The organism is Citrobacter sp. Cf118 (genome assembly GCF_030334095.1).
In the GTDB taxonomy this organism is placed as follows: domain Bacteria; phylum Pseudomonadota; class Gammaproteobacteria; order Enterobacterales; family Enterobacteriaceae; genus Citrobacter; species Citrobacter freundii.
The window spans coordinates 665,794-688,981 of the sequence record NZ_JAOWES010000088.1 but is presented as its reverse complement, the minus strand read 5'-3'; the positions used below and the strand labels follow the sequence as shown (position 1 = coordinate 688,981).

The following is a 23,188-nucleotide window of genomic DNA, read 5'->3' as shown; positions in this document are numbered from 1 at the left end:
CTATACTTATCCTTTTGAATTTATTTTCTCATGGGAGGAGTCATGCGCGGGATCCTGTTCATTTTTGTTTGTCTGTTGAGTTTCCCGACTCAGGCGGTGACGATACCTGGCGTCACCACGCCAACGTCAACCAACGCGCAAACCACACCGGCGAAAGAGCCGGATATTGAACAGAAAAAAGCGGCTTACGGCGCACTGGCCGATGTGTTGGAAAATGACGCCTCGCGTCAGGAGCTGATCGGTCAGTTACGCAAAGTGGCCACTGCCCCTCCTGCCGAGCCGGTGCCGACCATTGTCCCGCCCACGTTAACGGAAGAAAAAACGGTACTGGAAAACGTCACGGACGTCACCCGCCACTACGGTGAGGCGCTCTCCAGCCGCTTTGCCCAGCTTTATCGCAATATTACCGATGCCCCGCATAAGACCTTTAATCCGCAAACGTTCACCAATGCTCTGACGCATTTTTTAATGCTGGCGGTGTCAGTGTTCGGTTTTTTCTGGCTGATTCGCCTGTGCGCGCTACCGCTGTATCGCAAAATGGGACAATGGGCACGACGCAAAAACCGCGAACGCAGCAACTGGCTTCAGCTTCCGGCGATGATCGTTGGCGCATTCATTATTGATTTGCTTCTGCTGGCGCTGACATTATTTGTCGGGCAGATACTGAGCGACAAAATGAACGCTGGCAGTCGCACGATCGCCTTTCAGCAAAGCCTGTTTCTCAATGCCTTCGCCCTGATTGAATTCTTCAAGGCCATTTTGCGCCTGATATTTTGCCCAACGGTGGCCGAGCTGCGCCCGTTTAACATTCAGGATGCTGGCGCACGCTACTGGAATCGCCGTTTGAGTTCATTGAGCAGCCTGATTGGCTATGGGCTTATCGTTGCCGTGCCCATTATTTCGAATCAGGTCAATGTGCAGGTCGGCGCGATGGCCAACGTCATCATCATGTTGTGTATCACGCTATGGGCGCTGTACCTGATTTTCAGAAACAAGAAAGAGATAACGCAGCATTTGCTGAATCTGGCGGAAAGATCCCTCGCTTTTTTCAGTCTGTTTATTCGTGCTTTTGCGTTGGTATGGCACTGGCTGGCCAGCGCCTATTTCATTGTGCTGTTTTTCTTTTCGCTGTTTGATCCGGGCAACAGCCTGAAATTCATGATGGGCGCTACGCTGCGCAGCCTGGTAATCATTGGAATTGCCGCCTTTGTTTCCGGCATGTTTTCCCGCTGGATTGCCAAAACTATTACCCTTTCGCCACACACTCAGCGCAGCTATCCGGAACTACAAAAGCGGCTGAATGGCTGGCTGTCGACGGCGTTAAGCGTAGCCAGGATCCTGACAGTGTGCGTTGCGGTGATGCTGCTACTGAATGCCTGGGGACTGTTCGACTTCTGGAACTGGCTGCATTACGGCGCAGGAGAAAAAACAGTGGATATCCTGATCCGTATCGCGCTGATTTTATTCTTCTCCGCCATCGGCTGGACAATCCTCGCCAGTCTGATTGAAAATCGTCTGGCTTCCGATATCCACGGTCGTCCGCTACCCAGCGCGCGTACCCGCACCTTACTGACACTGTTTCGCAACGCACTGGCGGTGATTATCAGCACGATCACCATCATGATTGTGTTGTCGGAAATCGGCGTCAATATCGCCCCCTTACTGGCCGGGGCCGGGGCGCTGGGGCTGGCTATCTCTTTCGGCTCGCAAACGCTGGTAAAAGATATTATTACCGGGATTTTTATTCAGTTTGAAAATGGCATGAACACCGGCGACCTGGTGACCATTGGCCCACTCACCGGTACGGTTGAACGGATGTCCATCCGTTCTGTGGGCGTGCGTCAGGACACCGGGGCGTACCATATCATTCCCTGGTCATCGATAACGACCTTCGCCAACTTTGTGCGGGGAATTGGATCGGTCGTCGCCAATTACGACGTAGACCGCCATGAGGATGCGGATAAAGCGAATCAGGCGTTGAAAGATGCGGTTGCTGCGGTGATGGAAAAAGATGATATTCGCGGGCTGATTATCGGCGAGCCGTCGTTTGCCGGGATTGTAGGATTAACCAATACGGCATTCACACTACGGGTCTCGTTTACCACCTTGCCGCTGAAGCAGTGGACGGTACGTTTTGCGCTCGACAGCCAGGTGAAGAAATACTTCGATCTGGCCAACATACGCGCCCCGGTACAGACGTATCAAGTGTTGCCTGCACCAGGGAATGGCCCAACGTCTGCGGCAAGCGAACCGCTGCCGCCTACCGAGCCAACGCTTTAGCGTTTACGCGCCATAAAACGACGACGCTGATCGTTATCCATAAAGGTCCAGGCAATAAAGCGACTCTGCTTTTGCCCCTGGGCCATCTCTTTCTTGACCACTTTCACCGCGCCCGCATCCGTTAATGCGTGGTACAGCGGAGGCAAGTTCTCGCCGCGCGAAACCAGCGTGGTAAACCACATAACCTGACGGCCAAAAGCCTGGCTTTCGACGATCATTTTTTTGATGAACGCTACTTCGCCGCCTTCACACCACAGCTCCTGCTGTTGTCCGCCAAAGTTCAGCGCATCATCTTTATCTTGCCCCAGATTACGACGTTTACGCTCGCTTCCTGCGCGGGCTGAGGCCGCAGAATCATGGAATGGCGGGTTACACAATGTGGCTTCATACTGCTCATTTTTGTGAATGATACCGTTGAAGATTGCCGAAGCATCTTTCTGACGACGCAGACGAATAGCACGGGTTAACCCCGGATTGCCGTTTATGATCGCCTGAGCGCTGTTAAACGCTTCGCTACTGCTCTCACTGCCCGTGAATCGCCAGCCGTATTCATGCACGCCGATCAGCGGATAAATACAGTTTGCCCCTACGCCTATGTCCAGGATGCTCGCATTTGCCGGAATGGTTCCGCTGGTTTCCCCCAACAGGTCGGCCAGGTGGTGAATGTAGTCAGCGCGACCAGGAACCGGCGGGCACAGAAAACCGTCTGGAATATCCCAGTGTTTCACCGCATAAAAATGCGCCAACAGCGCCTTATTGAGCGCCTTGACGGCCTGCGGATTGGCGAAATCAACACTCTGCTCCCCGCCGGGCGTGAGGGTGAGAAATTGCGTCAGCTCTGGGGTAACCTGGCATAAAGTCGCAAGATCATAACGGCCATTGTGGCGGTTGCGTGGGTGTAATCCCGGTTTCTGGGCGGACATAGCATTCTCCTTTTAACAGCGGCGTAAGATACCCGCATAACGCCACGCGGTAAACACACACAACAAGGAAATTTGATTTTTTACGCCTGTTTGACGCTTTGCTGATTGTTCGAAAAACAGACAGTTCATCACCAGTTTTTTGCGGTAAATGTCATCCGCTGACGACCTAAACTTATCAGGCACACCTGTTGTTTTTCAGAGGATATCACCATGAAGAAATGCCTCACATTACTTGCCGCTACCGTACTTACCGGCATGACATTTGCCTCCTTTGCTGCACAGCCATACACCAGCCCAGCTACCGGTCAGCTACAAGCTTCCGGCACAGTATCCGCTACCGGCACCTCTAACCTGAGCGACCTTGAAGACAAGCTGGCAGAGAAAGCGAAAGAACAAGGGGCAAAAGGCTTTGTTGTTAATTCTGCAGGCGGTAAAAACCAGATGTACGGTACCGCAACTATCTATAAGTAGCCCCCCACCTTCTCCCAACTGCATTCGCCCGAATGCAGTTTTCTGCGCGCTGTTCACTTCATTTTCGGCTCAATTTGTAATCAATGTGTTGGCATTTTGAATCCAATGTAAATAAATGTATTTATTTTTGAATTAATGAATGCTAAAACGTCGCACTGATTAGAAATGATTATTAAAATCATTATCAATTACACATTCATTTTCGCGAGACCTGCAGGGTACAACATCCACAGAGATGTCCCTTCGCGTGAGTGAAACCGTCTACTCAAAAAATAATAAGTCATTAATTAAAATGGATAAAAATCGCAACTTGCCGTCCAGTAGTTTTCATTCACTGACTTTTTTTGCCGGTCTGTGCATTGGCCTGTCCCCGGTAGCCCAGGCTGTCGCAGCAGGCGATCAGGACAAAAAACCAGAAGATACGTTGGTCGTTGAAGCGGCCAAACCTTCGCTGTACGCCCCAACACAGTCTGCCGACCCTAAATTCTCCCGCCCGGTGGCGGATACCACCCGCACCATGACGGTGATTTCTGAGCAGGTGATTAAGGATCAAGGCGCAACAAATTTGACCGATGCGCTGAAAAACGTACCGGGCGTTGGCGCGTTTTTCGCTGGTGAAAACGGCAACTCCACTACCGGTGATGCGGTTTATATGCGTGGCGCGGATACTTCGAACAGTATTTATATCGACGGTGTTCGTGATATCGGCAGCGTCACGCGCGATACCTTCAATACCGAACAGGTCGAAGTGATTAAAGGTCCTTCCGGTACCGACTATGGACGTAGCGCGCCGACTGGCTCTATCAATATGATCAGCAAACAGCCGCGTACCGACTCAGGAATCGATGCGTCGGCCAGCGTCGGTAGCGCCTGGTTCCGCCGTGGTACGCTGGACATTAACCAGGTTATCGGCGACACCACCGCCGCACGCTTAAACCTGATGGGTGAAAAAACACATGATGCCGGTCGCGACAATGTTAAGAATGAACGTTACGGCGTGGCCCCCTCACTTGCTTTTGGCTTAGGCACCGAGAACCGACTGTATCTGAACTATCTGCACGTTACTCAACACAACACACCGGATGGAGGCATTCCCACCATCGGCCTGCCGGGTTACTCCGCGCCTTCCGCAGGGACGTCTGCACTGAATCATTCAGGAAAAGTTGATACGCATAACTTCTACGGCACCAACTCGGATTACGACGATTCGACGACCGATACCGCGACGATGCGTTTTGAACATGACCTGAGCGACAGCACCACGATTCGCAACACTACCCGCTGGTCGCGCATTAAACAGGATTATCTGATGACGGCGGTGATGGGCGGTGCGTCTAATATTACGCAACCCACCAGCAGCGTCGACACCTGGACCTGGTCACGCCTGGCAAATACCAAAGATGTCAGTAACAAAATCCTGACCAACCAGACCAACCTGACCTCAAAGTTTTACACGGGATCCATCGGTCACGACATCAGCACTGGCGTGGAGTTGACGCGCGAAACACAAACCAACTATGGCGTAGCCCCGATTACCCCGCCGCCGGTTAATATTTATCATCCCAACAGCGACGTGAATATCGGCGGATTATCGCGTAACGGCGCCAACGCTAACGGGCAAACCGATACCTTTGGCGTATACGCTTTTGATACGCTACAAATTACCCGTGAGTTTGAGCTGAACGGTGGTATTCGCCTCGACAATTACCGCACTGAATATGACAGCGCCACCGCTTGCGGCGCTTCTGGCCGTGGTGCAGTGGCATGTCCGGCAGGCGTCGCCAAAGGTTCCCCGGTCACCACTGTGGATACTGCCAAATCAGGCAATCTGGTGAACTGGAAAGCGGGCGCGCTGTATCACCTGACCGATAACGGCAATGTCTACATTAACTATGCCGTTTCTCAGCAACCGCCGGGCGGCAGCAACTTTGCCCTTGCTCAGGGCGGAAGCGGTAACAGCGCAAACCGTACCGACTTCAAACCGCAGAAAGCGAAAACTAGCGAGATTGGCACCAAATGGGAGGTGCTGGATAAGCGCCTGCTGCTAACCGCCGCAATTTTCCGCACGGATATTGAGAATGAAGTTGAGCAGAACGACGACGGTACCTATTCCCAGTACGGGGAGAAACGCGTTGAAGGCTACGAGCTCTCGGTAGCAGGCAACATCACCCCCGCATGGCAGGTTATTGGGGGTTACACCCAGCAACGCGCCACCATCCACAGCGGCAAAAACGTTGCTCAGGATGGTTCTTCTTCCCTGCCCTATACGCCGGAACATGCGTTCACGCTGTGGAGCCAGTATCAGGCAACCGACGATGTTTCCGTTGGCGCAGGCGCTCGCTACGTGGGCAGTATGCATCGCGGTTCGGACGGCGCCGTGGGTACGCCATCCTACACTGAAGGTTACTGGGTCGCCGACGCCAAACTGGGCTATCGCGTGAATCGCAATCTCGATTTCCAGCTAAACGTCTATAACCTGTTCGACACCGATTATGTATCCTCCATAAACAAGAGTGGATACCGTTATCATCCAGGCGAGCCAAGAACTTTCCTGCTCACAGCCAATATGCATTTCTGATCCATCGCGTGGGGCGAAAGCCCCACTTTCAGGAGAAACACTGATGATGTACCACATTCCCGGCGTTCTGTCGGCGCAGGATGTAGCCTGGTTTCGCGAGCAACTGGACGCAGCCGACTGGGTTGATGGCCGCGCAACCACCGGCGCTCAGGGGGCGCAGGTTAAAAACAACCAGCAGGTAAATACGCAAAGTGAACGCTACGGCGTTTTACAACAGGCGGTACAGACTGCGGTAAATAACAGCGCGCTTTTCTTCGCCGCAGCACTACCGAAAACGCTCTCCACACCGCTGTTTAATCGCTACCAGGACAACGAGACCTATGGTTTTCACGTTGACGGTGCGGTGCGTAGCCATCCGGAAAACGGCTGGATGCGCACAGACCTTTCCGCAACCTTATTCCTGAGTAACCCGGATGATTATGAAGGAGGAGAACTGCTGGTCAATGATACCTACGGCCAGCATGCGGTGAAGCTTCCGGCAGGCGATCTGGTGCTTTACCCTTCCAGCAGCCTACACTGCGTAACGCCAGTAACCCATGGCGTTCGTGTGGCATCCTTTATGTGGATCCAGTCGATGATCCGTGACGACAAAAATCGCGCCATGCTTTTTGAACTGGATAAAAACATTCAATCCCTGAAGACTCGTCATGGGGAGAGCAACGAAATCCTGTCATTACTCAATCTCTACCATAACCTGCTGCGCGAATGGTCTGAAATCTGATACTGCTGGCGCATGGTCGTTTTTCAGCCATCACCTTCGCTATACTTAGTCTGTAGACATCAGCAGCAGGAGGTACACATGGCATCCGGATGGGCAAATGACGACGCAGTTAACGAACAGATCAACAATACTATTGAAGATGCTGTTGCCCGCGCCCGCGGTGAGTTACCGACCGGGGAAAGTCTGTATGAATGCGAAGAATGTGGCAATCCTATCCCTCAGGCCAGACGTGAGGCCGTGCCAGGGGTACGCTTGTGCATCACTTGCCAACAGGATAAAGATTTACATAGCGCGGCATTTTCAGGATATAATCGCAGAGGTTCGAAAGACAGCCAGCTACGTTGACTCATCTTTACCAAAAGTTTCAGCGCATACGATTTCCTTTACGAGCACGCTTTTTCGCACTCTGTGTGGCAAAATGTGCCGTTGTTGGTTTCTCTGTAAAGCGCAATGACAAGAACTGTAAATCCCTCGCCTGAATTTATTAATATTCAATAAGTTATTTGTCATTCAATTTTTTTGATTGATGTCGTCAATTCTATTCGATTTTCTCTCACCAAAAAAAACGTGATACTTATCACATCGACGGAACAACGTCTTCTTAAAGAACACTGACTACTAACAGAACAACCCTGCGAGAGATTAATCATGAAAAATATCAAATTTGCTGTTGCTGCCATCGCCCTGTCTACCCTGTCATTTGGCGTTTTCGCTGCCGAGCCGGTTTCCTCCACTCAGGCACAAAGCATGAATAAAATTGGTGTAGTTTCTGCTGATGGCGCCACCACACTGGATGGCCTGGAAGCCAAACTGGCTGAGAAAGCGGCTGCTGCTGGCGCAACTGGTTACAGCATCACTTCCGCTGTCGGTAAAGACAAAATGAGCGGCACCGCGGTTATCTATAAATAACCGAAAGATTACCTGTACGACCCAATGCTCCAACCCTCATTGACCCTGTTTGTTACCCTTTGTTTGCCCGTCCGCCACTGGACGGGCTTTTTTTGCTTAGTGTTCCAGTCGTTGACGGAATTCCTGCAACACGGTGTCCGGCATGCCTATTTGCAGCGCCGCCTCGCAAATCGCCTGCCAGCTTCCGGCATCCAGCGGAATACCGTGTTCCAGCCGTTCCTCGCGAGTATTCACTTCCCACTCACCTGGCAACAGGATCGGGGCATCTTCAGCATGCGGGGACGCTTTCACCCACTCAGCAAATGCTGCGACCTGGTTGTCGCAGTCCGGCGCGCCGAACAGTTCCGGATTCATAATAATAGTGGTCATACAGTTGATGATGGCGTCCGGGCTGGTCTGCAGGCTCTCTTCATGTGTGGTTTTACCCCCTGAAAGCGCACCACCCATAATTTCGCACATCGCCGCCAGCGCATAACCTTTGTGCTGGGCAAAGGTGAGCAACGACCCCAGCGGAGAAACCTGCATTACCGCAGGATCCGTTGTAGGCACCCCCGCCACATCAATCAGACATCCAGGAGCTACCGGCTCGCCCTTATGCCATGCCACACGGGTTTTACCAAACGCGATGGCGCTGGTTGCATAGTCCAGCAATAGCGGGAAGGTATTTTTACGCGGAAAAACAACGCAGAAGGGGTTAGTGCCAAAACGACTATCGCGGCCATGAAACGGTGCAACCATCGGGATCCCGACCACGCTCACAAAATGCACTGAGACAAAACCTGCCGCCGCACATTGCTCCGCCCAGTAGCCAATACGTCCGATATGATGCGAATTATGTAATGCCACGGCGGCGATACCGTGCTGGCGAGCTTTTTCAATCCCCAGCGTGATGGCTTCGTGAGCCGCCACCTGACCAAAGGCACAATCGCCATCAAGCGTAATCACCGCCCCTGCATCTTTTACCACTTTGGCATGACGGTTGATTTGTAGATGCCCCAGCGAGAATGAACGAATATAGCTTGGGATCATACCGATGCCGTGGGAGTCGTGACCGGCGAGGTTAGAGGCTATCAGATGATCGGCCACCAGCCGCGCCTCCTGATCATTGCTTCCCATCTGATGAAAAACGGCCTGGATAAAAGCGTGCAGCGTTGGCACATGGAAGCGATGTCCACTGTTCATTGTTATCTCCTGTTGTGTCGCGTGTTTGTTGTGTTTCTTATTTTTCAACAAACTATGCTGCGCCACGGCGCTCAGGAGGTCAATAAACGTGCAGAAATTTCACGTTGCCGAAAAGAGAAAACCGACAGACCTGGTAAAAGGCCCGTCGGGATAACAAATGAATCAGAAGCTTTGCTCGACGCGAGCAAGTCCTTCGGCAAGCGAGGCGGATTCACCGGTTGCCACCAGGCAGCAGGCCATCTGAATTTTCAACGATGCCGGGACCGGCTCACTGCCAGCCAGACAACGCTCAATCCAGCGCGCGGTGGTTTCCGGATCTTTTGCCACCGGCAGCGGTACTGGCTCGTCAGGCATCTCGCTCTGTCGGTCCTGTAACACTCGCACGCCGGATGAATCTATCAGGCTTATCTGCGGGCAGCGCTGCGGGTTGGCATACACTTCGCCCTCGGTACCATGCATCAACAGGCCGCGCCCACCGATATCGCCGAAGAACTTCGCCACACGCGAGACGTATTCCGGGTGGGACACGCTGGAAAGACGCAGCGCCGCATCTTCAGCAAACGGCGTGGCTAATTTAGCCAGTGTGTGCGCACTGTTACGCACGCCCATGCGCCAGCGCATCGCCAGCTGTTTCTCCAGCGGAGGGCACAACGCGCTCACCGGAATAAACACCGGCTGATGACCATCCAGCTTTGCCTGCGCCTGCCCAGCATGCAGCGTTGGCGTAATCCCCATCAGTTCAAAAATGGTTTCTGTCAGCACGCGGGTTGGATCCTCACTGACACCGTGCACGACTACCGGGAAACCGAGCTTATGCAGTAAAATCGCCAGCAGCGGCGTCAAATTCGCCTGCTTGCGTGCACCATTGTAGCTGGGAATGACAATCGGCATGGGTTTGGCAACCGGCGGAGTCAGGCGAATGGTGTGGTTTTGCATCGCTTCGTAAAAGCCCAGCATCTCCGCTTCGCCTTCGCCTTTAATACGTAGCGCAATCAGCACCCCGCCCATCTCAAGGTCAGGTACGTCGCCGTTCATCATATGGGTATACAGTCCGCGAGCAGTATCCTTGTCCAGGTCACGCGCGTGATTTTTTCCTCGCCCAATCTCTTTAATGATTTTGCGGTAATCCATCGATAACTCCTTGCCTGTTGCTCGCATCGTTAACGCCGACGGCGGCGCGTGGGTTTCGCTTTTTCTTTTGGTTTTACTATAACGTCTGGCACAGCAGGTTGCTCTATCGGAAATATGGGTAACGCGTTCAGTAAACGCTTGCCATAGTTTTTGGTCAATAAACGTTTGTCATAAATAACCACTTCTCCCCAGCAGCCATGGCTACGGATGAGTCGCCCAACCTGCTGGATCAAATTGAACGACGCCGCGGGCAGGCTCTGCACCTCGAAGGGGTAGCGGTTCAGGCTTTTCAACCACTCGCCCTCGGTGATCACCACCGGGCTGTCGATCGGTGGAAAAGCAATTTTGTGAATATGCACCTGGGTCAGCAGGTCGCCTTTCAAGTCCAGACCTTCAGCGAAAGATTGCAGCCCAACCAGCACGCTGCGCTCGCCGTTGGTCACCCGTTTGCGGTGCAACTCTACCAGACGATAGCGCGGCTGATCGCCCTGCACCAACAACAGCAGGCGCAGATCGGTAACATGCTCAAGAAAACGCTGCATCGCCCGACCGCTGGCAAAGAGTACCAGCATCCCTTGATGCTTTTTACTTTCCAGCTGTTCGCGAAAATAGGCGGCCATTTCCGCGATATGCTGCTCTTCGTTATCAATTAACGGTTCGTAGCGCATCTGCGGAATGACGATTTTGCCCTGTTCAACGTGATTAAACGGTGAATCCAGCGCAACAAACCGATCCCCTGCTTTTTCCTTCAGACCACTCATCTCCTGCAAACGCGAGAAGCTGTTGAGCGAGCGCAGCGTTGCGGAAGTGACAATAATATGCGGGACGCTACGCCACAGCAGTCGTTCGAGCTGATCGCTCACACGGATCCCCACGCAGTGGAACCAGACGTGGATCTGCCCGTCACGCACCTCGCGCGTCGCCCATTTACTCACCGGCGCGCCTGACGACTGCGCGAGCGATGCCAGCCGCCACAGTTTGCTTTGCGCCTCAAACATGCCCAGCGCCCGGTTCATCTGCAAAATAACCCGATGCAGACGCACAATATCGTGAGTGCCGGTTTTTTCGCTGAGATCGTTGAAGAACAGTTCCGCCAGCCCGCGTAGCATTTCCGTAAGCTTTGCCAGACGCTGACAAATCTCCATCACTTCTGCAGGCAGTTCGCCCATCGCAAAGCGGTGTTCCGCCTCCTGAGTAGCAGGCATATACAGATTAAGAATGTTATTGAGCGATGAAATCAGTTCATACAGCTCTTCACAGTGACCGTTCAGACGCTCGGCATTCGCCAGCGGCGGCGTGGTTTTCGGGCGAAACTGTTCAAGACAGGTCGCCACTAATTTGCAAAACAGATCCAACTGGAGCCGATACCAGGGGGCGCTGATTTCCGCGCTCATCTCCAGCGCATCGCGCGCGACATCCGGCAAATGGTGGCCTTCATCAAGTACCAGCAACAGGTTTTTCGGCTCCGGCAAAACGGCTTCGCTTTCCATCGCCGCCATCACCAGCGCATGATTAGCCACCACCACTTCAGCTTCCTGAATCTCCCGGCGGGCGACAAAAAAAGGGCATTCACGATAATAGTGACAGTTGCGATTCAGACAGCTAGCTTTATCGGTGCTCAGACGCTGCCAGAGTCCGTCGTCAATGGCGATATCGGTGTGATCGCGCAGCCCGTCCCACTTGTAGCTGTCGAGATCGCCTTTTAACCTGGCGCAGCGCTTTTGTTCTTCCTGGTTGTTGGGCGTCAGGTCATCGTCGAGAAAAGCCAGCAGATCCTGCTGATTGGGTTCAGTACTGGCCAGCGCCGCTAAGTTACGCGGGCAGACATAGCGTCCGCGACCAAACGCGGCGGTAAAACGCAGGTCGGGGATAATTTTGCGCAGCAGCGGTAAATCTTTGCTGTAGATCTGATCCTGCAAAGCGACGTTGGCGGTGCTGACCACCAGCGTTTTTTGCTCTTCACGCGCAATGGCAATACCGGGAATCAGATACGACAGAGTTTTCCCCACCCCGGTCGGCGCTTCAATCGCCAGATGCCGCCCATCTTCCCCGGAAAGCGTTTTCGCGACGTCAGCAATCATTTGCCGCTGCGGTGCACGAGGGATAAAGTCGGGGATCTGTTCCTGAAGCGCCTTATACCAGGCGGCGATTTGCGCTTTTAACGCAGCCGTAAGTGCCATGAGAAAACCTGAAATACTGTATAAACAGCCACTATTGTGGCACTTTCTATCCCGTGTCGCAAAAAGAAAAGCCCGACCTTTCGGCCGGGCTCGCAATTACTGCGCTGTGGACGGTTTGCGCGGACGGCGCGGTGGACGAGGTTTATCACCTGCCGGTTTGCCTTCGCCATTACGCGGCTTCGCTTTTGGCGCACCGCCATCCTGACGACGCGGCTGCTGGCCACGCCCTGCTCCGCCCTGCCCGCGACCACCGCCGCCGCCACGCTGCTGACGACCGTTCTGGATCGGCTCAGCTTTAATGGACGGATCTGGCTCGTAGCCTGGCGTCGCTATACGCGGGATCTCTTTTTTCAGCAGCTTCTCGATGTCACGCAGCAGCTTGTGTTCATCGACGCACACCAGAGACAACGCTTCGCCAGTAGCGGCGGCACGCCCGGTACGACCAATACGGTGCACATAATCTTCTGGGACGTTTGGCAGCTCGTAGTTCACCACGTGCGGTAACTCTTCAATGTCCAGACCACGCGCAGCAATATCGGTCGCTACCAGCACGCGAATATCACCGGATTTAAAATCAGCCAGCGCACGTGTACGCGCCCCCTGAGATTTATTACCGTGGATTGCCGCACTGCGGATGCCGTCTTTATTCAGCTGTTCTGCCAGATGGTTCGCGCCATGTTTGGTACGGGTAAACACCAGCACCTGCTGCCAGTTGCCCTGACCAATCATCTGTGACAACAGTTCGCGTTTACGTTTTTTATCGACGAAATGAACGTGCTGAGTTACCTGCTCGGACGCGGTATTACGACGCGCCACTTCGATTTCCAGCGGGTTATGCAGCAGTTTTTCGGCCAGCGACTTAATGTCATCAGAGAACGTTGCCGAGAACAGCAGGTTCTGACGTTTTGCCGGCAGTTTTGCCAGAACGCGACGAATATCGTGAATAAAGCCCATATCCAGCATGCGGTCAGCTTCATCCAGTACCAGGATCTCCACCTGATCCAGTTTTACCGCATTCTGATGCTCCAGATCGAGCAAACGACCCGGGGTGGCAATCAGTACATCCACACCGCCACGCAGTTTCATCATCTGCGGGTTAATGCTGACGCCGCCGAAGACCACCAGCGAGCGAATATTCAGATACTTACTGTAATCACGGACGTTTTCGCCAATCTGGGCCGCCAGTTCACGGGTTGGCGTGAGGATCAGCGCACGAACCGGACGACGGCTTTTACCATGCGGCTGATTGGTAATCAGGTGCTGCAACAGCGGCAGGGTAAAACCTGCCGTTTTCCCCGTACCGGTCTGGGCGCTGGCCATCAGATCGCGGCCTTCCAGCACGGCAGGAATAGCCTGCTGCTGAATAGGGGTAGGTTCACGGTAACCCTGCTCGGCAACGGCACGTAAAATTTCAGGGTTTAAACCAAGGGAATCAAAAGACATAACAACTCCGAACCGCCCTGACCGTTACCGGTGTCGTTTTCAGGGAGATACATACAATAGAGATGACAAAAACCACAATGTCATGAAGGGGCGGAGTGTAGCAGTTTTTGTGATGTGCCGCATAAATTATCCCTTCACTGGAAAATAACCGTCCGGACTGGACAAGGCTGCACATCAGTCATAATCTTAATCAATCGATTGATTAAGATCAGAGTCGTGCCATGAATACACCCACCATGACAACCAAAGGTGAACAGGCGAAGAACCAGCTCATTGCCGCCGCATTGGCACAATTCGGCGAGTATGGTCTGCACGCCACGACGCGCGATATCGCTGCACAGGCCGGGCAAAACATTGCGGCTATCACGGCTCAAAAGAGGATTTATATCTCGCCTGCGCCCAGTGGATTGCAGATTTTATCGGCTCACAGTTTCGTCCGCACGCTGAAGAGGCCGAGCGTTTATTCGCTCAGCCAGAACCGGATCGTGGCGCGATGCGTGAACTGATCCTGCGCGCCTGCAAAAATATGATCATGCTGTTAACCCAGGACGACACCGTTAACCTGAGCAAATTTATCTCGCGTGAACAGCTTTCCCCCACTGCGGCTTATCAACTGGTGCACGACCAGGTTATCAATCCGCTGCATACACACCTGACGCGCCTGATTGCCGCCTATACCGGCGGCGATGCCAACGATACCCAAATGATTCTGCATACCCACGCCATACTCGGCGAGGTGCTGGCTTTTCGTCTGGGGAAAGAAACCATTCTGTTGCGTACGGGCTGGTCACAATTTGATGAGGATAAAACCGCGCTGATTGACCAAACGATCACCTGTCACATCGATCTTATTCTGCAAGGTTTAACGCAAAGGAGTCTGGAGTCATGAAAAAACCTGTCGTTCTCGGGCTGGTTATCGCGGCCCTCGTTGCCGTGATTGCCGGTGGAACGTGGTGGTATCAGAGTCGGCAAGATAACAGCCTGACGCTATACGGCAATGTCGATATCCGTAGCGTCAACCTGAGTTTTCGCGTCGGCGGCAGACTGGCCTCGCTGGCGGTTGATGAAGGCGATGCGATTACCGCCGGTCAGGTGCTGGGCGAACTGGACCGCGCACCGTATGAAAACGCATTGATGCAGGCAAAAGCCAACGTTGCCGCCGCGAAAGCGCAATACGATCTGATGCTGGCAGGGTATCGCGAAGAAGAGATCGCGCAAACCGCGGCGGCAGTCAAACAGGCGCAGGCCGCCTATGATTACGCGCAGAATTTTTATAATCGACAGGTCGGATTGTGGAAAAGCCGTACTATCTCCGCTAACGACCTGGAAAACGCGCGTTCATCACGTGACCAGGCGCAAGCCTCGTTAAAATCCGCACAGGACAAACTCAGCCAATATCGCAGCGGTAATCGTGTGCAGGACATCGAACAGGCGAAAGCCACGCTCGAACAGGCTCAGGCCGAACTGGCACAGGCAGAGCTTAATTTGCATGATACCACGCTGACCTCGCCATCTGACGGCACGCTTCTCACCCGCGCGGTTGAACCCGGCAGCATGCTGAACGAAGGGAGCACGGTACTGACGCTGTCGCTCACGCGTCCGGTATGGGTCCGCGCCTACGTTGACGAACGCAATCTGAGCCAGGCGCAGCCAGGACGTGAGATCCTGCTCTATACCGACGGTCGCCCGGACAAACCGTATCACGGCAAAATCGGCTTTGTGTCACCAACCGCCGAATTTACGCCGAAAACGGTCGAGACTCCTGATCTGCGCACCGATCTGGTGTATCGCCTGCGAATTGTCGTAACCGACGCGGACGATGCGCTACGTCAGGGAATGCCGGTAACGATAAAATTTGGCGATGAGGCACGGCATGAATGACGCCGTCATTACGCTTAAAGGGCTGACGAAAAACTTTGCTGGAATGGAAAAACCGGCCGTCGCCCCGCTCGACTGTATCGTGCATGCGGGCTACGTGACCGGGCTTGTCGGGCCGGACGGCGCGGGGAAAACCACGTTGATGCGCATGCTGGCGGGATTGTTAAAACCCGATGCCGGAAGTGCTGCGGTGATTGGCTTTGACCCTATCAAGGACGACAGCGCGCTGCATGCGGTACTGGGTTATATGCCGCAGAAATTTGGCCTGTATGAAGATTTAACCGTCATGGAGAACCTCAATCTCTATGCTGATTTGCGTAGCGTCACCGGTGAGGCGCGAGAAAAAACCTTTGCCCGACTACTGGAGTTTACCTCGCTGGGGCCATTTACCGGACGACTGGCCGGCAAACTTTCCGGCGGCATGAAGCAGAAGCTCGGGCTAGCCTGTACGCTGGTCGGCGAACCCAAAGTGTTGCTGCTGGATGAGCCAGGTGTGGGTGTCGACCCAATTTCCCGTCGCGAACTGTGGCAAATGGTCCACGAACTGGCCGGAGACGGCATGCTGATCCTCTGGAGTACGTCGTATCTGGATGAAGCAGAGCAATGCCGTGATGTGCTGCTGATGAACGAAGGCGAATTGTTATACCAGGGCGATCCTACTCAGCTTACGCAAACCATGGCTGGTCGCAGCTTCCTGATGAGCAGTCCGCAGGAAAATAACCGCCGACTGCTGCAACGCGCGTTAAAACTACCGCTGGTCAGCGACGGAATGATTCAGGGGAAATCCGTCCGTTTAATCCTGAAAAAAGAGGCGACAGCTCAGCAGATCCAAAACGCTGACGGCATGCCGCAGATAACCATCAATGAAACTGCACCCCGCTTCGAAGATGCCTTTATCGATTTACTCGGCGGAGCCGGAACATCGGAATCCCCGCTGGGCGCTATCCTGCATACCGTAGAAGGTACGCCTGGCGAAACGGTGATCGAAGCCAAAGCGCTGACCAAGAAGTTTGGCGATTTTGCCGCGACCGACCACGTAGACTTTTCCGTACAGCGCGGCGAGATTTTTGGTCTGTTAGGACCCAACGGTGCCGGCAAATCCACCACCTTTAAAATGATGTGCGGCCTGCTGGTCCCCACCTCCGGTAAAGCGCTGGTGCTGGATATGGACCTGAAAGTCAGCTCCGGCAAAGCGCGTCAGCATCTGGGCTATATGGCGCAGAAATTCTCCCTGTACGGTAACCTGACGGTTGAACAAAATCTGCGTTTTTTCTCCGGCGTCTACGGCCTGCGTGGTCGGGCGCAGAAGGAGAAAATCGATCGAATGAGCGAGGCATTTGGCCTGAAGAGTATCGCTTCCCACGCCACCGACGAACTGCCGCTAGGGTTTAAGCAGCGTCTGGCGCTGGCCTGCTCGCTGATGCATGAACCCGACATTCTGTTCCTTGATGAACCCACTTCCGGGGTCGATCCCCTCACCCGTCGTGAGTTCTGGTTGCATATCAACAGCATGGTGGAAAAAGGTGTCACGGTGATGGTGACCACCCACTTTATGGACGAGGCGGAATACTGCGATCGCATCGGGTTGGTGTATCGCGGCAAACTGATTGCCAGCGGAACACCGGACGACCTGAAAGCTCAGGCTGCCGACAACGACACTCCGGACCCGACCATGGAGCAGGCGTTCATTACGCTAATCAATGACTGGGATAAGGAGCATACGCATGAGTAACTCCGCTCTCTCCTGGCGTCGCGTACGTGCGCTGTGCGTGAAAGAGACGCGCCAGATCGTTCGCGATCCCAGCAGTTGGCTGATTGCGGTGGTGATCCCGCTGCTGCTGCTGTTTATCTTCGGCTACGGGATAAACCTCGACTCCAGCAAACTGCGGGTCGGGATTTTGCTCGAACAGCAAAGCGAAGAGGCGCTGGATTTTACCCATACTATGACCGGTTCGCCGTATATTGACGCCACCATCAGCGATAACCGGCAGGAATTGATTGAGAAAATGCAGGCCGGGCGCATTCGCGGGCTGGTGGTGATCCCTGTGGATTTTGCCCAGCAGATGGCGCGACCTAATGACGTGGCACCGATCCAGGTGATCACCGATGGCAGCGAACCCAATACCGCCAACTTTGTGCAGGGTTATGTCGAAGGCATCTGGCAGATTTGGCAGCAACAGCGGGCGGAAGATCGTGGGGAATCGTTCGAGCCTTTGATCGACGTGCAAACACGCTACTGGTTTAACCCGGCGGCCATCAGCCAGCACTTTATTATTCCCGGGGCGGTAACCATCATCATGACGGTGATTGGCGCGATCCTCACCTCATTAGTGGTGGCGCGCGAATGGGAACGCGGAACCATGGAGGCACTGCTTTCTACCGAAGTCACCCGCGTCGAGCTGCTGCTGTGCAAACTGATCCCCTATTATTTCCTCGGCATGCTGGCGATGCTGCTGTGTATGCTGGTGTCGGTATTTATTCTTGGCGTGCCCTATCGCGGCTCGTTGCTGATCCTGTTTTTCATTACCAGCCTGTTTCTGCTCAGTACGCTTGGCATGGGGTTGCTTATTTCCACCATCACCCGCAACCAGTTTAACGCCGCTCAGGTGGCGCTGAACGCCGCTTTCCTGCCCTCGATTATGCTGTCAGGTTTTATCTTCCAGATAGACAGCATGCCTGCGATTATCCGGGCGGTAACCTACATTATTCCGGCGCGTTATTTCGTCAGCACCCTGCAAAGCCTGTTTCTGGCGGGAAATATTCCTGTGGTGCTAATTATCAACGTGCTGTTTTTAATCGCTTCGGCGGTAATGTTTATTGGCCTGACGTGGCTTAAAACCAAACGTCGGCTGGATTAAGGGGACGGGCATGTTTCATCGCTTATGGACGTTAATTCGCAAAGAGCTGCAATCGCTGTTACGCGAACCGCAGACGCGAGCCATTCTGATTTTACCGGTACTGATTCAGGTGATCCTGTTCCCGTTTGCGGCGACGCTGGAAGTGACCAACGCCACGATCGCTATCTATAACGAAGACAACGGTAAACATTCGGTGGAGTTAACCCAACGCTTCGCCCGCGCCAGCGCCTTTACCCATGTTCTGCTGCTGAAAAGCCCGCAGGAAATTAAGCCGACTATCGACACGCAAAAAGCCCTGCTGCTGGTGCGCTTCCCGGCCAACTTTTCGCGCAATCTGGACACCTTCCAGCAGGCACCCATGCAAATTATCCTCGATGGGCGTAACTCCAACAGCGCGCAAATTGCCGCCAACTACCTGCAGCAGATCGTTAAGACGTATCAGCAGGAGCTGATGGACGGCAAGCCGAAACCAAACAATAGCGAGCTGGTCGTGCGTAACTGGTATAACCCGAATCTGGATTACAAATGGTTCGTAGTACCGTCGCTGATCGCCATGATCACCACTATCGGCGTAATGATCGTCACCTCGCTGTCGGTTGCCCGTGAGCGCGAACAAGGCACGCTGGATCAGCTGCTGGTCTCCCCGCTTACCACCTGGCAGATTTTCATCGGCAAAGCAGTTCCCGCGCTGATTGTGGCCACCTTTCAGGCCACCATTGTGCTGGCAATTGGTATCTGGGCTTATGACATTCCATTTGCCGGTTCACTGGGGTTGTTCTATTTCACAATGGTAATTTACGGGCTGTCGCTGGTCGGCTTTGGTCTGCTGATTTCATCGCTGTGCGCCACCCAGCAGCAAGCGTTTATCGGCGTGTTTGTGTTTATGATGCCGGCGATTTTACTCTCGGGCTACGTCTCACCGGTCGAAAACATGCCGGTCTGGTTGCAGAATCTGACGTGGATAAACCCGATCCGCCATTTTACGGACATCACGAAACAGATTTACCTGAAGGATGCGAGTCTGCAGATTGTCTGGGGAAGTTTGTGGCCGTTGTTGGTGATAGCGGCCACAACCGGCTCAGCGGCGTATGCGATGTTTCGACGTAAGGTGATGTAGCTTTTTGTCTTTCGCCAGCAGCGAGACCACGGCGGGTCCGGCCAGGATCACCAGACCCGCCAGTGCCAGCAAGACGTTGTTTTGCAGCACGCGCGACAGTAACCACAGCACGATCATTGCGGCACCGAAATACCACGTGGTAGTCAGCTCTTCCAGCACATCAGCGACGTCACGCCAGCGTTGTTCATGGTGACGTTGCAAGGCCAGCATTAATAAAACCGTTACGCCGTAAACGACGCATAATCCCAGGCCGACGCGCACCAGCGTGCCGCTCATCCAGCCCATTACCAGCAACGCCACTACCAGTAAATGCAACACAATCTGCCAGCAACTTAGACCCGTTGCGACACGAACACGTTGTTGCCACCTCATGGCTTTTCTCCTGAAGGATTTTCAACTAATTGTTCAGAGTACCGGACTTTACGGAAAATTCCGCAACACTGCATCTTTTTGTGACGATGACTACACTATTTTATTTAGGAAGTGACGCCAACGGGAGGCTCATGAGCGGATCGGGAGTTCAATTTTCATTCAATGTGCTCACCATTAATACTCACAAAGGGTTCACCGCCTTCAACCGGCGTTTTATTTTACCTGAGCTAAGGGAGGCCGTCAGAACGGTCGGTGCAGACATTGTATGCCTGCAGGAAGTGATGGGTGCGCACGAAGCTCATTCGCTGCACATTGAGAACTGGCCGGATACCAGCCACTACGAATTTCTGGCGGACACGATGTGGAGCGACTTCGCCTACGGGCGTAACGCCGTGTACCCGCAGGGACATCACGGTAATGCTGTGCTGTCGCGGTATCCCATTGAGCATTATGAAAATCGTGATGTGTCGGTCGGCGCGAGTGAAAAGCGCGGAGTCCTTTACTGCCGAATCGTACCGCCAATGCTCTCCCACCCCATCCATGTGATGTGTGTGCACCTCGGCCTGCGTGAAGCTCACCGCCAGGCCCAGCTCGCGATGCTGGCAGACTGGGTTAACGCCCTGCCCGACGCGGAGCCGGTGGTGATTGCCGGGGATTTTAACGACTGGCGGCAAACGGCCAATCGCCCGTTGAAAGCCAAAGCTGGCCTTGACGAGATTTTTACCCGCGCCCACGGCCGCCCGGCGCGAACATTTCCGGTGCAGTTTCCCCTGCTGCGTCTGGACAGGATCTATGTGAAAAACGCGAATGCCAGTACCCCAACGACGCTGGCGCTGCGTCACTGGCGACATTTGTCCGATCATGCCCCTCTGAGTGCGGAGATTCATTTATGAAATATGGCTGGCGTGAAGGCAATCAAATTCAACTACTGGAAAACGGCGATCAATTCTACCCCGCCGTCTTTGACGCCATTGAACAGGCGCAGCAAAAAATAATCCTCGAGACCTTTATCTGGTTTGAAGATGCGGTAGGAAAACAGCTGCATGCCGCGTTGCTTGAAGCCGCCCGGCGAGGAATCAAAGCAGAGGTGTTACTGGATGGCTACGGCTCGCCTGATCTTAGCGACAGTTTTGTCGAAGAGCTCACCGTAGCCGGCGTTGTTTTCCGCTACTACGATCCGCGTCCGCGTCTGTTCGGGATGCGCACTAATCTCTTTCGTCGTATGCATCGCAAAATTGTGGTCATTGATGATCGTGTTGCCTTTGTTGGCGGCATCAATTACTCCGCTGAACACATGTCTGATTACGGTCCGGAGGCTAAGCAGGATTACGCCGTGCGCGTTGAAGGTCCAGTCGTTGCTGACATTCTGAAATTCGTGCTGGAAAACTTGCCCGGACAGAGTGCGGTACGACGCTGGTGGCGACGTCATCACCGGGCAATCGACAATCATCGCCCCGGCGAAGCGCAGGCGCTGTTCGTCTGGCGCGATAACGAAGAACATCGTGATGATATTGAACGCCACTATCTGAAAATGCTGACCCAGGCACGGCGGGAAGTGATCATCGCCAATGCCTACTTCTTTCCCGGCTATCGCTTTCTGCATGCCCTGCGTAAAGCGGCCCGACGGGGCGTTCGGGTAAAACTCATCGTGCAGGGTGAACCGGATATGCCGATTGTGAAAGTGGGCGCCCGCCTGCTGTACAACTATCTGGTAAAAGGCGGCGTCCATGTCTATGAATACCGCCGTAAACCTCTGCATGGCAAAGTGGCGCTGATGGACGATCACTGGGCGACGGTGGGCTCCAGCAATCTTGATCCACTGAGCCTGTCACTGAATCTGGAGGCAAATCTGATTATTCATGACCGTACGTTTAATCAGACCCTGCGTGACAACCTGAACCCTATTATTGCGCAGGACTGCAAGCGGGTTGATGAATCCATGTTGCCAAAACGCACCTGGTGGAACCTGACCAAGAGCGTACTGGCCTTCCACTTTTTACGCCACTTCCCGGCACTGGTTGGCTGGCTGCCGGCGCATACCCCGCATCTGGCCGAGGTAGAGCCGCCCGCGCAGCCCGCTCTGGAAACTCAGGACCGTATACAAACTGAGGATGCAGGAGGGAAAACCTGATGGCAAAAAGCCACCGACGCTGGCGGTTAGCGAAAAAGATCCTCACATGGCTGTTTTTTATTGCGGTGATCGTGCTGCTGGTTGTTTATGCCAGCAAGGTCAACTGGCAGGAGGTGTGGACGGTCATCCGCGATTACAATCGGATCGCCCTGCTCAGCGCCGTGGGGTTGGTGATCGTCAGTTATTTACTTTACGGCTGTTATGATCTGCTCGGGCGCTACTACTGCGGCCACAAACTGGCAAAACGCCAGGTCATGCTGGTGTCGTTTATCTGTTACGCCTTCAACCTGACGTTGAGCACCTGGGTGGGTGGTATAGGGATGCGTTATCGCCTTTACTCGCGCCTCGGATTGCCGGGGGGCACAATAACGCGGATTTTTTCGCTGAGTATTACCACTAACTGGCTGGGCTATATTCTGCTGGGCGGTTTTATATTTACCTTCGGCGTCGTCGAACTGCCCGCACACTGGTATATCGATGAAGGCACATTGCGCATCTTAGGCATTTCGCTGCTGCTGATTATTGTTGTTTATCTGTGGTTTTGCGCCTTCTCTAAACATCGTCACATCACCATCAAGGGCCAAAAACTGGTGCTGCCCTCCTGGAAATTTGCCCTCGCGCAAATGACGATATCCAGTGCGAACTGGATGGTAATGGGGGCGATTATCTGGTTGTTGCTCGGCCAGAATATCGATTATTTCTTCGTGCTGGGCGTGCTGCTGGTGAGCAGTATTGCCGGCGTAATCGTGCATATTCCAGCGGGGATCGGCGTGCTGGAAGCGGTGTTTATGGCGCTGCTGGCAGGAGAGGACACGTCTCAGGGAACGATCATTGCTGCCCTGCTCGCGTATCGCGTGTTGTACTATTTTATTCCGCTGCTTCTGGCACTGGTGTGTTATTTGCTGCTGGAGAGTCGGGCAAAAAAGTTGCGGGTAAAAAACGAGAAGGCGATGGCGAAATGATGGTGTATATAGTGCCGGATGCGGCGTAACGCCTTATCCGGCCTACTTTTGA

The 23,188-nt window shown here is 53.8% G+C and carries 19 protein-coding genes and 1 pseudogene; 14 read left to right on the top strand and 6 right to left on the bottom strand.

Going from position 1 to position 23,188, the window contains the following annotated elements:
* Positions 1-42: 42 nt before the first annotated feature.
* A complete protein-coding gene (gene ybiO / locus OGX67_RS23515) occupies positions 43-2,280 on the top strand; it encodes a mechanosensitive channel protein (protein ID WP_086503863.1) in 2,238 nt (745 codons plus the stop codon).
* Here the strand turns inward: ybiO and rlmF are convergent.
* Positions 2,277-3,203: a 23S rRNA (adenine(1618)-N(6))-methyltransferase RlmF gene (gene rlmF / locus OGX67_RS23510; protein ID WP_048233309.1), complete on the bottom strand. Its 927-nt coding sequence runs from the start codon at positions 3,201-3,203 to the stop codon at positions 2,277-2,279. The genes ybiO and rlmF overlap by 4 nt on opposite strands.
* A gap of 210 nt (positions 3,204-3,413) precedes the next feature.
* On the opposite strand from rlmF, the gene mcbA reads away from it, so the two are divergent.
* The 5 genes from mcbA to ybiJ all read left to right on the top strand — a co-directional run bounded on the left by mcbA (position 3,414) and on the right by ybiJ (position 7,882).
* Positions 3,414-3,674 (top strand): DUF1471 family periplasmic protein McbA, encoded by a 261-nt coding sequence (gene mcbA / locus OGX67_RS23505; RefSeq protein ID WP_286527558.1) that lies wholly within the window; start codon positions 3,414-3,416, stop codon positions 3,672-3,674.
* Between the two features lie 292 nt (positions 3,675-3,966).
* Positions 3,967-6,252: a catecholate siderophore receptor Fiu gene (locus OGX67_RS23500; protein WP_257651715.1), complete on the top strand. Its 2,286-nt coding sequence runs from the start codon at positions 3,967-3,969 to the stop codon at positions 6,250-6,252.
* A gap of 43 nt (positions 6,253-6,295) precedes the next feature.
* Positions 6,296-6,973 carry a PKHD-type hydroxylase YbiX gene (ybiX, locus tag OGX67_RS23495; protein ID WP_032948899.1) on the top strand — a complete coding sequence of 226 codons (678 nt, stop codon included), beginning with the start codon at positions 6,296-6,298 and terminating at the stop codon, positions 6,971-6,973.
* Positions 6,974-7,051: 78 nt separating this feature from the next.
* Entirely contained in the window at positions 7,052-7,318 is a 267-nt protein-coding gene (locus OGX67_RS23490) for a DksA/TraR family C4-type zinc finger protein (RefSeq protein WP_257651716.1), read from the top strand.
* Between the two features lie 303 nt (positions 7,319-7,621).
* Positions 7,622-7,882 carry a DUF1471 family protein YbiJ gene (gene ybiJ / locus OGX67_RS23485; RefSeq protein WP_003035231.1) on the top strand — a complete coding sequence of 87 codons (261 nt, stop codon included), beginning with the start codon at positions 7,622-7,624 and terminating at the stop codon, positions 7,880-7,882.
* 96 nt (positions 7,883-7,978) lie between these two features.
* Here the strand turns inward: ybiJ and OGX67_RS23480 are convergent, their stop codons facing one another.
* The 4 genes from OGX67_RS23480 to rhlE form a co-directional block, all read right to left on the bottom strand.
* Complete coding sequence (locus tag OGX67_RS23480; RefSeq protein ID WP_003035229.1) at positions 7,979-9,064, bottom strand: malate/lactate/ureidoglycolate dehydrogenase; 1,086 nt, start codon at positions 9,062-9,064, stop codon at positions 7,979-7,981.
* A 162-nt stretch (positions 9,065-9,226) separates the two neighbouring features.
* A complete protein-coding gene (gene ybiB / locus OGX67_RS23475; RefSeq protein WP_003035227.1) occupies positions 9,227-10,195 on the bottom strand; it encodes a DNA-binding protein YbiB in 969 nt (322 codons plus the stop codon).
* A 29-nt stretch (positions 10,196-10,224) separates the two neighbouring features.
* Entirely contained in the window at positions 10,225-12,375 is a 2,151-nt protein-coding gene (gene dinG, locus OGX67_RS23470) for an ATP-dependent DNA helicase DinG (protein WP_286527549.1), read from the bottom strand.
* Between the two features lie 96 nt (positions 12,376-12,471).
* Complete coding sequence (gene rhlE, locus OGX67_RS23465; protein WP_003845409.1) at positions 12,472-13,818, bottom strand: ATP-dependent RNA helicase RhlE; 1,347 nt, start codon at positions 13,816-13,818, stop codon at positions 12,472-12,474.
* 221 nt (positions 13,819-14,039) lie between these two features.
* Here rhlE and cecR point away from each other — a divergent pair.
* The 5 genes and pseudogenes from cecR to OGX67_RS23440 all read left to right on the top strand — a co-directional run bounded on the left by cecR (position 14,040) and on the right by OGX67_RS23440 (position 19,671).
* Positions 14,040-14,707: pseudogene (gene cecR, locus OGX67_RS23460) on the top strand (transcriptional regulator CecR).
* Positions 14,704-15,699: a secretion protein HlyD gene (gene hlyD, locus OGX67_RS23455; RefSeq protein ID WP_257651717.1), complete on the top strand. Its 996-nt coding sequence runs from the start codon at positions 14,704-14,706 to the stop codon at positions 15,697-15,699. The pseudogene cecR and the gene hlyD overlap by 4 nt, the downstream one beginning before the upstream one ends.
* The gene (locus tag OGX67_RS23450) at positions 15,692-17,428 is read left to right on the top strand and encodes an ATP-binding cassette domain-containing protein (RefSeq protein ID WP_149911561.1); all 1,737 of its coding nucleotides are present in this window, start codon (positions 15,692-15,694) and stop codon (positions 17,426-17,428) included. The genes hlyD and OGX67_RS23450 overlap by 8 nt, the downstream gene beginning before the upstream one ends.
* A complete protein-coding gene (locus OGX67_RS23445) occupies positions 17,421-18,554 on the top strand; it encodes an ABC transporter permease (protein WP_003035208.1) in 1,134 nt (377 codons plus the stop codon). Before OGX67_RS23450 ends, OGX67_RS23445 begins: the two co-directional genes overlap by 8 nt.
* 10 nt (positions 18,555-18,564) lie before the next feature.
* Positions 18,565-19,671, top strand: coding sequence for an ABC transporter permease (locus tag OGX67_RS23440; protein ID WP_003837035.1), 1,107 nt, complete (start codon positions 18,565-18,567; stop codon positions 19,669-19,671).
* Here the strand turns inward: OGX67_RS23440 and OGX67_RS23435 are convergent.
* Positions 19,633-20,043 carry a YbhQ family protein gene (locus OGX67_RS23435; protein ID WP_003035203.1) on the bottom strand — a complete coding sequence of 137 codons (411 nt, stop codon included), beginning with the start codon at positions 20,041-20,043 and terminating at the stop codon, positions 19,633-19,635. The genes OGX67_RS23440 and OGX67_RS23435 overlap by 39 nt on opposite strands.
* Before the next feature lie 131 nt (positions 20,044-20,174).
* Between OGX67_RS23435 and OGX67_RS23430 the strand changes: the two genes are divergently transcribed.
* From OGX67_RS23430 to OGX67_RS23420, 3 genes are read left to right on the top strand one after another with little or no spacing between them, the layout of a single operon-like run.
* Positions 20,175-20,936 (top strand): endonuclease/exonuclease/phosphatase family protein, encoded by a 762-nt coding sequence (locus OGX67_RS23430; RefSeq protein WP_003035201.1) that lies wholly within the window; start codon positions 20,175-20,177, stop codon positions 20,934-20,936.
* Positions 20,933-22,174, top strand: a complete 1,242-nt coding sequence (gene clsB / locus OGX67_RS23425; protein WP_003837040.1) for a cardiolipin synthase ClsB — start codon at positions 20,933-20,935, stop codon at positions 22,172-22,174. Before OGX67_RS23430 ends, clsB begins: the two co-directional genes overlap by 4 nt.
* Complete coding sequence (locus OGX67_RS23420; RefSeq protein WP_086503859.1) at positions 22,174-23,136, top strand: lysylphosphatidylglycerol synthase domain-containing protein; 963 nt, start codon at positions 22,174-22,176, stop codon at positions 23,134-23,136. Before clsB ends, OGX67_RS23420 begins: the two co-directional genes overlap by 1 nt.
* The last annotated feature ends 52 nt before the right edge of the window (positions 23,137-23,188 follow it).